The 9,491-nt window shown below is 47.3% G+C and carries 7 protein-coding genes and 1 pseudogene; 7 read left to right on the top strand and 1 reads right to left on the bottom strand.

The window, feature by feature from the left end; genetic code table 11:
• Positions 1–36: 36 nt before the first annotated feature.
• Positions 37–1,683 carry an alpha-keto acid decarboxylase family protein gene (locus tag KCO92_RS03955; RefSeq protein ID WP_104696217.1) on the top strand — a complete coding sequence of 549 codons (1,647 nt, stop codon included), beginning with the start codon at positions 37–39 and terminating at the stop codon, positions 1,681–1,683.
• 94 nt (positions 1,684–1,777) lie between these two features.
• On the opposite strand, the gene KCO92_RS03960 is transcribed toward KCO92_RS03955, so the two are convergent.
• On the bottom strand, positions 1,778–2,662 hold the full coding sequence (locus KCO92_RS03960; RefSeq protein ID WP_104696218.1) for an aspartate carbamoyltransferase catalytic subunit: 885 nt from the start codon (positions 2,660–2,662) through the stop codon (positions 1,778–1,780).
• A 15-nt stretch (positions 2,663–2,677) separates the two neighbouring features.
• Here KCO92_RS03960 and KCO92_RS03965 point away from each other — a divergent pair, with 15 nt between their 5' ends.
• From KCO92_RS03965 to KCO92_RS03990, 6 genes and pseudogenes are all read left to right on the top strand, one after another.
• On the top strand, positions 2,678–3,178 hold the full coding sequence (locus KCO92_RS03965) for a hypothetical protein (protein ID WP_199766205.1): 501 nt from the start codon (positions 2,678–2,680) through the stop codon (positions 3,176–3,178).
• Positions 3,179–3,880, top strand: a complete 702-nt coding sequence (tlyA, locus tag KCO92_RS03970; protein ID WP_104696219.1) for a 23S rRNA (cytidine-2'-O)-methyltransferase TlyA — start codon at positions 3,179–3,181, stop codon at positions 3,878–3,880.
• A complete protein-coding gene (locus KCO92_RS03975) occupies positions 3,849–4,709 on the top strand; it encodes a bifunctional riboflavin kinase/FAD synthetase (protein ID WP_104696220.1) in 861 nt (286 codons plus the stop codon). Before tlyA ends, KCO92_RS03975 begins: the two co-directional genes overlap by 32 nt.
• A 45-nt stretch (positions 4,710–4,754) precedes the next feature.
• Entirely contained in the window at positions 4,755–6,698 is a 1,944-nt protein-coding gene (tkt, locus tag KCO92_RS03980) for a transketolase (protein WP_104696221.1), read from the top strand.
• Positions 6,692–8,989: a PD-(D/E)XK nuclease family protein gene (locus KCO92_RS03985; RefSeq protein WP_104696222.1), complete on the top strand. Its 2,298-nt coding sequence runs from the start codon at positions 6,692–6,694 to the stop codon at positions 8,987–8,989. Before tkt ends, KCO92_RS03985 begins: the two co-directional genes overlap by 7 nt.
• Positions 8,986–9,491, top strand: a pseudogene (locus KCO92_RS03990) (hypothetical protein); the annotation flags it as partial. The gene KCO92_RS03985 and the pseudogene KCO92_RS03990, both read left to right, overlap by 4 nt.

The following is a 9,491-nucleotide window of genomic DNA, read 5'->3' on the forward strand; positions in this document are numbered from 1 at the left end:
AATGAAATTGGCGATTAGATTACGAAAGGTGTTTGCATGACATGTAGCATTGGACAATATCTTTTGGATAGATTAAAGGATTATGAAATTAAACACCTCTTTGGGGTGCCAGGGGATTATAATCTAGGCTTTTTGGATTTGATAGAAGACGATCCGCATTTAGATTGGGTAGGTAATTGCAATGAACTCAACGCTTCCTACGCTGCAGATGGGTATGGTCGTATCAAGCCTATGGGAGCTTTGGTAACGACCTTTGGCGTGGGCGAATTGAGCGCGATCAATGGCATTGCTGGGGCCTATGCAGAAAGCGTGCCCGTGGTTAAAATCGTGGGAATGCCCTCTAGGAATGTATCGGGAAATAAGCGCTTTGTCCACCACACTTTGGGCGATGGCGAGTTCTTGAAATTTTATCGCATGTACGAAGAAGTAACGGTAGCCCAAACCATTTTAAACAAGCAGAACGCCCAACATGAGATCGATCGCGTGCTTGGAGAGTGTTATTTGCAAAAAAAGCCCGTTTATATTGGAATGCCCGTAGATGTGCCCAATCTGCAAATTGAAGTGTCTGCCTCCATCCAATATAAACCCAAGAGTGATCAGAATATTTTAAACGCCTTTATTGAGGCAGTAACACAGGAAATTGAACGCTCTAAGGCGCAAATTGTGCTAGCCGATTACGAGGTTAACCGCTACTCTCTCAACCAAGCCCTTTATGATTTTATCCACAAGACTCATTTGCCCATTGCCTCACTTTCTATGGGTAAGGGGGTGTTTCCAGAAAATCATCCCAATTTCATAGGGATTTACAATGGCATTTTGAGCGATGAAAAAGTCACTTCGGCCATCAAGCATGCTGATCTTGCCCTCTTAATCGGAGTGAAGTTAACCGATTCGCTCACTGCCGGCTTTAACTACATCTGCCAAGACCCTACACCTACCATTGAAATCCACCCACTCTATAGTAAGATTGGCGAGAAAATTTACAGTGATATTTTGATGGAAGATGTGCTTAAAAAGTTATCCACTCTAAAATTTAACACGCATTTCTCCCACACATCCCTTCCTAAGGAAGATGTGCCCTTATCTGGTAAACTCACCCAGCAAAAATTTTTCCAAGTAGTTGCCCAACATCTGCAACCCCATGATATTTTGATTGCCGAACAAGGTACTTCTTTTTTTGGGGCAGTGGCCGTCAATTTGCCCGATGGAGTAACTTTTGTGGGACAACCTCTCTGGGGATCGATTGGATACACTTTTGGAGCTCTGCTGGGGACTTGTTTGGCTAATAGGGATCGCAGAAATATTCTTTTGATAGGGGATGGCTCTTTGCAACTCACCGCACAAGAACTCTCCACCATGCTCAGAGAAAATATTAACCCCATTATCATTGTGATCAATAATGATGGTTACACGGTAGAACGATGCATCCATGGCCCTCAGCGCCAATACAATGATATCAATATGTGGCACTACACGCAGCTCATCGACATGTTTGATGTAAGCTTGAATCGCAAAGCTCTACAATTTAAAGCCTCCTGCGTGGAGGAGCTGGTTCAAGCCTTAGAGCATGCGCGCATACATACCGACAAACTAGCTCTGATTGAAGTGATGATGGATAGAGACGACGCACCCGTGCTTCTCAAAAAATTGGGGGAACTTTTCTCGGCCCAAAACAGCTATTAAGTGAATGTAAAGCCCCCCCGTTGACTTCCCGGCTAGAAATCCCTTTAGGGGAGACCTAGACCTTTAGTGTCTTTTGGGATGCATTTTCTCTGGATTAAGTGTTCCCAAGCATCCACTCCATCAATGCCATGCGCAAAAATACGCCTAATTTGACCTGCTCTAATACCTGGCAACGCGGATCGTCCAAAAGTGCGTCCTCAATGTCGATATTGCGGTGCACAGGGCCCGGATGCAAGATGGGGATGGAGCGATTTTTCAAGCGCGCGCGCGTCAAGCAGAAATCTTTGGCGTAGTCCTTGAGCGATCCATAGGTTTGCAGGCTATGCCTCTCGGTTTGGGTGCGCAACCCCATCACCACATCTGCTACCTCTAGTGCCTCTGCTAAAGAATGCGTGCTAGGGTAAGAAGTGGGGGGTAAGAAGTGGGGGGGAGCAACCAAAATAACTTTTATCCCAAAGCGGGGCAATAATTCGAGATTACTATTAGCCACGCGGGAGTTTTTAATATCTCCCACAATGGCAATGGTTTTGCCTTCTAGTGTGCCCTCAAAGTGGTTATAGATCGTGAGCAAATCTAGCAGGGCTTGGGTGGGGTGAGAGAGTGTGCCACTCCCAGCATTGATAAAGGCGCATTCTAGATGTTTAGCAAAATAGCGCGCAGAGCTAGAATGATGGTGGCGTGTGATGATCAAATCCACACCCATCGCCTCGATATTGTGCAAGGTGTCTAGGAGGGTTTCCCCCTTGCTAGTGGAACTTTTTTGAACATTGAAGACACTAAAATGGGCTTGCAAGCGCGCGGCGGCATTTTGAAAGCTGGCGATCGTGCGGGTAGAGTTTTCAAAGAAAAGGGCGAGGATATGTTTATGCGCTAAGTTAATTGGGACGGCTTCTTGGCGCAAAAAAGCATTGGCACGATGTAGAAGGGCCAAAATTTCGCTATGATTCAAATCTCGAGTGTGCACAAGTTGGGTTAACATGGGTGGGATTATAGCATGGCTAGGTTTCTTTTATCTCTCTTAATGCTGGGCTTAGTGGCGTGCAGCGATAATTTTGCAGAGGCTTACAAACCAGATTTTTTGGCCGAAAAGCGCACGCAAGCCACCCGTAAGGGCGAAGTCATCGTAAATCTGCGACCCGTATTAAGCGCGCTAGCCACGCATTTGAACGATGTCGACCCCGTGCTCTACCATGCGCGTGAATTTTTCTTTGTAGAGATTTTTACCGAGGATCAAAGCTTTTTGGATAACGATGCGATTTCTTATAAACTCTATGGCTTGCGTGGGTTTGAAACCCCCGCTTGGGTGCGCGAGATTAGCAAAGACGAGTTCGACAGCGTGCTACATACTACCAATAAATATGCGCGTGGCTTTCTAGTTGCCTTTGACAAGCTTAATCATATTGCACAAGAGGAAGCCAAGTTAGAAATGGACATCGCGGGTTTGGGCACAATCACCTTTAACTTTGCCTACAAAGTGCCCGCCCCCACCTTTTAGATGCGCTTAGATCAGTTTTTGGTGCACAAAGGGCTAGCCCAAAGCCGATCACAGGCTAAAGATTTAATTTTGCAGGGCAAGGTAGCCAGTGGGGGACGACTTTTGAGCAAACCTAGCCTAGATGTATCTGCTTGCCTAGAGGTGCAATTACTCCAAAGGGTGTTTGTGAGTCGCGCGGGAGAAAAATTATGGCATTACTTGGCGTGTCACCCTTTAGATTGTAAGGGTAAGGTGATTTTAGATGTGGGATCGAGCAAAGGGGGTTTTGCACAGGTCTTGCTAGAAAAGGGGGCCAAAAAGGTGGTCTGTGTAGATGTGGGCACAAACCAATTAGATGCACGCTTAATGGAGAATAGCCGTATACAAGTCATCGAGCAATGCGACATTCGCCACTTCACTCCCCAAGAGCACTACGATTTGCTCACTTGTGATGTGAGTTTTATTTCTTTGAGTAAAATTTTAAAAGCGTTATGCGCTTTGAGTGAAGAGGCGTTGTTGCTTTTCAAACCTCAATTTGAAGTGGGAATCAAGGCTAAACGCGATAAGCGGGGCGTGGTGTGCGACGAAAATGCTATTAGCGCGCGTTTGGAAGAGTTTCTCACAGAGATTGGGCTCTTGGGCTGGCGTGTGTGTGCGCTGGAGACTTCACAGATCAAAGGTAAAGCTGGGAATGCAGAAATTTTTATCCATATCCAAAGATGAGACAAGTTTAAGTCTGGCAATCGGAAAATTTGACGGGGTGCACTTAGCACACCAGCACCTACTGAGCGCACTAGGTTCTCAAGGTGCGGTCTTAGTTGTGGAGCGTACCCATCCCTTAATGGCTTTGAGCCCCCTGGAGGAGCGCGCGCGCTTGTTAGAGCGTTACGCCCGGCACATCTACTTTTTGCCCCTAGAGGAAGCACGGGGCATTAGCGCATCCGAGTTTATTGCCCTCTTAGAGGCCAAATTTCCCAATCTGCAAAAAATTGTGGTGGGCTATGATTTTAAATGCGCGCAGGGACGATCCATGGGTGTAGAGCAAATGCGCGCCCTTTTGCCCCCTAAAATTCAGCTTCAAGTCATGGAAGCCATCAAGATCAAGGGGATCGCTTTGCACTCTTATCATATTAAGGAGTGTATCCAGCGGGGTGATGTGCGCCTAGCCCACCAATTTTTAGGTCGTCCCTTTAGTTTGCAAGGGCATATCATCGCCGATCAAAACTTAGGCAGTTCACATCTCTACCCTACCCTAAACCTCAACACCCAAGCTCTCCAAACCGAATTATTGCCTCACCCTGGGGTCTATATCACCAATGTGCCTCTTGCCAAACAATGCAGCCGCGCGGTGAGTTTTTTAGGACATCGTTTGAGCACGGATGGAAAAATGGCATTTGAAACCTACATTTTAGATCGCCATATCCAAATCCCCCCCTCTGTGTTGCGCGTTTGTTTTTTAAAGAAAATCCGCGACAACCGCCACTTTGGCGATTTAGCTGACCTCAAAGCTCAGATTAGCCAAGACATCGCTTTAGCGCGCACCCTAGATTAAGAGCAAGTTTGTTAACATGAGGGCATTCTTCTAAAGGTTTCTTGTATGGACAACAGGCTGACAGAGCAGGATTTGCCCCTCTTGCGGGAGTGCGCCCAAACCCTGCGCTTTTTAGGCGCGGACATGGTGCAAAGGGCTAATAGCGGGCATCCGGGCGTGGCGATGGGCTTGGCAGAGGTGGGGGTAGTTTTGGGGCGGCATGTGCGCCTCAACCCTAACAACCCGCATTGGCTCAATCGGGATCGCCTGGTCTTTAGCGGAGGGCATGCCAGTGCGTTGGTATATGCGCTCCTGCATCTATGGGGTTTTGATCTGAACTTGGACGATTTAAAAGCCTTTAGACAGCTTGACTCCAAAACCCCCGGGCATTTAGAGTTTAGGCACACCCCGGGCGTGGAGATCACCACCGGACCACTAGGACAGGGTTTTGCTAACGCGGTAGGTTTTGCTTTGGGAGCTAAGATCGCCCAAAACTTACTAGATAGTACAAGCATTAGCCACAAAGTTTATTGCCTCTGTGGAGATGGGGACTTGCAAGAGGGGATTAGCTATGAGAGCGCATCCTTAGCCGGGCATCTACAGCTAGATAATTTGATTGTGATCTATGATAGCAATGCGATCACCATTGAGGGGGACACCAATCTAGCCTTTGGTGAGAATGTGCGCGAACGCTTTAAGGCGCAAAATTGGGAGGTGTTGGAGGGCGATGGACACGACTTTTTAGAGATCGATCGCTTGTTAACGCGCGCCCAAGCCACCACAAAACCTACTTTAATCATCGCTAAAACCACCATTGGCAAGGGAGCTTTAGGTTTGGAGGGGAGTGCAAAAGTGCATGGTGCGCCTTTAGGGGTTGAGGTGCTGGCGCGCTCTAAGGAGGCTTTGGGTTTGAGCGGGGATTTTGTCATCCCTGCGCAAGTGGCGCGCGCGCTCAACATGCAAGAAAAGGGACAACGCCTAGAGTTAGAGTGGCAAAGCTACCTAGAGAGTCAGCCCGATCTAAAGGCACGCATTACCCACTTGCAGGCTAAAGACTTCTCTAAAGTCCAATACCCCACTTTTGAAGCGGGCAAAATGATCGCCACACGCGCGAGCAATGGGGCGATCTTAAACGCCTTGAGTGAGGCGTATTTAGGCTTTTTGGGGGGGAGCGCAGATTTAGCCCCCTCTAATAACACCCATTTGAAAGCCCAGCAAGATTGTTTATCTCCTCACTTTGGGCGCAATCTGCATTTTGGCATTCGTGAGCACGCTATGGGGGCTATGAGCAACGCCCTAGCTAATTATGGCTTGTTTGTGCCCTTTTGTGCGACCTTTTTTGTCTTTAGCGACTATGTGGCCCCTAGCTTGCGCTTGAGTGCTTTGATGGGTAATCAAGTCTTTTATATCTTTACCCATGATAGTATTGGGGTGGGCGAGGATGGTCCTACCCACCAGCCTATCGAACAATTAAGCCACTTAAGGGCTCTGCCAAATTTCTATGTCTTTAGACCCATGGACGCGCATGAAAATGTGCGTTGTTGGCAGGTGGCCCTCTCTTTAAATAAACCCTGTGCCTTTGTGCTCTCACGCCAAAACTTGCCCGTGCACGCTAATATGCCTTTAGAGAGCGTGCAAAAGGGGGGGTATGTGGTGCATGCCCACCCTAATCCCCAAATCACTCTAGTGAGTAGTGGGAGCGAGGTTAGCCCCTGCTTAGAGACGGTGCAGATTTTGCAAAATCAAGGTGTGGGGGCGCAGGTGGTGAGTGTCCCCTGCTTTGATCTGCTCTTAGAGCAGGATGAAGCGTATTTAAAAAGTCTGTTTAGAGGTAAAGTGTTGGCTGTAGAGGCGGGGCGGGGGTTGGAGTGGGGGCGTTTTGCGCACAGCGTGCTGAGCATGGAGAGTTTTGGTAAATCTGCCCCCGGGGGCGTGCTCTTTGATCATTTTGGCTTTAGTGCGCAAAATATCGCTAAGAGGGCGTGCACGCTCGTAGAAGAGTCATGTTAGATTTAAACACCCCCCCTACTTTGTATGTCTTTAGTAGCCGCCGCGCTTGTAATGCCTTTTATGCCAAACAATCCGAAGGGTTTTTGCCCATCGCTTGGAGTGTGCAGGAGTTTTATAATCAGATCAGTTTTGTAGAAGGGCTGGTAAAAATCCCCGAGAGTGTGCGCCAAGTGCTCTTGATGGAGGCGATTAAAGAGGTGGCTAAAGACACAGGGGAGAGAGAAGCGCATCTTATCGTTTTTGAGAAAAGCTTTTTGGGCTATTTGGATGGGAGTAACTTTGTGGCGCGCTTTTTTAACGAGCTAGCCAAGTTTGACATTGACATTGCCCAAATCCCCACTAAAGACATCTACGGAGATTACCAACACCACTTAGAAGTGCTAGAGCGCATCCATAGCCACTATAAAGCCTCTTTGCAAGCACAGGGCTACTACGATCCCATTTTGGGCATACGCCCCACTCTTATACCTGAAGTTTTATGCAAATTTGAGCGCATTGAATTTTATTTAGAGGGCTTTTTGAGCAAGTTTGAACAAGAGATGTTGTTAGAAATCGCTTCCCATGCGCCCTTGTTTTTGCACATCACCAGCGATCGCTATAACCAGTCTTGTTTGCGCTTTTTAGGGGTTAATTTAAAAGAGGAGCATAGCTATATCTTAGACATGCAGGCTTTAAGCAGGGGGGAAAATCCCATTGTGCAAGCCACCCCTCAATCTCCCTTGTGTGCAGATCATATCTCTATTTATGCCTTTAACCAACGCTTAGATCAAGTCGGATTAGCCTTACAAAGGGTGCAAGAGTGGTTAAGCCAAGGGTTGGACCCCAGCACTCTGGCCATCATCACCCCCAGCGCGGAGATTCTCAGTGCTCTTAAATTGTTAGATTTGGGTTATAACCTCAACTTTGCACGAGGAGAAAATATCCAAGAAGTGTTTGCACCCCTTTTTAAAGATTTAGAAGCGCTCAAAACTACCCTGCAAACCTGCCAAACCTCTAACCCCCTAGCCACCCTTCAAGAACACACCCAAGCCCTCTTAGAAAAACACACTGCCCATAAGCTCCAAGATTTTCATCAGGAATTTTTTGAAACCTATAATGCCATTGCTTCTAGCTTGCAACAATACAGCGTAGTGGATTTACTAGAACTCTATATGCGCAATTTGCAAGAGGTGCGCCTCGATCACACCACCGGAGGCAAGGTGAAAGTTTTGGATGTCCTAGAGTGTCGTGGTTTGCACTTTGAGCGTATTGTGATTTTAGATTTTAACGATCGTTTAGTTCCCAATGTGCAGGATAATGATCTCTTCTTAAATACATTCACTCGCACCGCTTTAGGCATTCCCACCCTAAAGGATAAAGAAAATCTCCAAAAACACTATTATTACCAACTTCTCAAAAACACCGCCCATGTGGACATCGCTTATAGCAGCGCGCAAAATGCCATCCCCTCTAAAATGCTCGCAGAGTTAGGACTAGAAACACCGCTGCTTGAGAATGAAAAGAAAGAATTTGTGATTTTCCCTGAAGCACGCACTTGGGAATGTGTGCAAGACAAGATCACGGGTTGCATTCCGCCAAGTTTTAGATTCAGCGCCACAAAAATTAAAGATTTTATGGCATGCAAACGGCGTTTTTATCTACAATATTTGGCTAAACTTGCCCCTGCTCCACAAGAGAGTTTCAATATGGGGTCTTTGTTGCATGCCATCTTAGAGGCCTATTACAGCGGATCGCATTACCAAAGCACGCATGCCCCCATCACTCTAAGTCATTTTTTAAAAACCGCGCAAAGTTTAGAGAGCTATGCTAGCCTAAATGCGCTCCAACGCTTAGAACTAGAAGTGGTCGCCCAAAAACTTGCCCCTTTCTTTGCTCGCGAAGCAGAGCAACTCGCCCAAGCGCAAGTAGTGGCGTGCGAACAACGCTTTGAAACTTCTATTGGAGGGTTTGTCTTTAGTGGGATCATCGATCGTATCGATCGAAACAGCGCGGGCGGCTACGAGTTGTTAGACTATAAATTCAAAAGCACGCTTAAGCCCCAAGAAGAGGGTTACCAACTAGCAATCTACGCTCTGGGCGCGCAATCTCTAGGCTATGCCTGCGAGCATGCCTATTTTTATGACCTTAAAAAGGGGTCTTTGCCAAAGAGGCTCTCCTCTGATTTGCAAGAGGATCAAAGGAGACTACTAGAAATTTTAGAGAGTTGTAAACGGGAAATCGCATTTGATCAAACAGAGGATCGAAGTGCTTGCACCTATTGTGCCTATGTAGACATGTGCGGGAGGGAATGATCAAACTAATTCTTGGACTAGTCTATGCCCTCTTAGGCCTGCTATTTTTAGCAATCGTCTTTGGGTCTAGCGGGCTGGCTGGAGTGTGGGGGGGTGTGGTGGCGCGTGGGAGTGTCGCTTTTTTTGGTGTATTCGCCTATATCTTTCCCTTCTATCTAGCTTCTGTGATATTCTTAATTCGTAAAGCCACTCTGAGAGCTTTAGAGCTTTTGTTTGCTAGCGTGTTGGGGTTTTTAGCCCTACTGCTCGGGCAGGCTTTAGTGGGGGCGCAAGGTTTGGTGGGCAAAGCTCTTTTAGAAGTGCTTGAAACCTATGTAGGGGTGGTGGGGGCGTGGCTTCTCACACTAGGGCTAATTCTTTACATGCTTTTTATTGCCACACCCACGCAATTTAAAGCCACTGCCAAAAGTCTCTATGCCTATCTCCTGCAAACCCCCTCAAGTTTACGCGCTTGGGCGCACAAAAAAGTCCAATCCCACCCAAAACCTCCCCACTTTAACCC

Source organism: Helicobacter salomonis (assembly GCF_017979425.1).
Taxonomy (GTDB): Bacteria; Campylobacterota; Campylobacteria; order Campylobacterales; family Helicobacteraceae; genus Helicobacter; species Helicobacter salomonis.

Bases quoted from the DNA above. Each gene is read 5' to 3' on its own strand.
- tkt (WP_104696221.1), top strand. From the start codon at position 4,755: ATGGACAACAGGCTGACAGAGCAGGATTTGCCCCTCTTGCGGGAGTGC.
- KCO92_RS03985 (WP_104696222.1), top strand. From the start codon at position 6,692: ATGTTAGATTTAAACACCCCCCCTACTTTGTATGTCTTTAGTAGCCGC.
- KCO92_RS03975 (WP_104696220.1), top strand. From the start codon at position 3,849: ATGCAGAAATTTTTATCCATATCCAAAGATGAGACAAGTTTAAGTCTG.
- KCO92_RS03955 (WP_104696217.1), top strand. From the start codon at position 37: ATGACATGTAGCATTGGACAATATCTTTTGGATAGATTAAAGGATTAT.
- tlyA (WP_104696219.1), top strand. From the start codon at position 3,179: ATGCGCTTAGATCAGTTTTTGGTGCACAAAGGGCTAGCCCAAAGCCGA.
- KCO92_RS03965 (WP_199766205.1), top strand. From the start codon at position 2,678: ATGGCTAGGTTTCTTTTATCTCTCTTAATGCTGGGCTTAGTGGCGTGC.
- KCO92_RS03960 (WP_104696218.1), bottom strand. From the start codon at position 2,662: ATGTTAACCCAACTTGTGCACACTCGAGATTTGAATCATAGCGAAATT.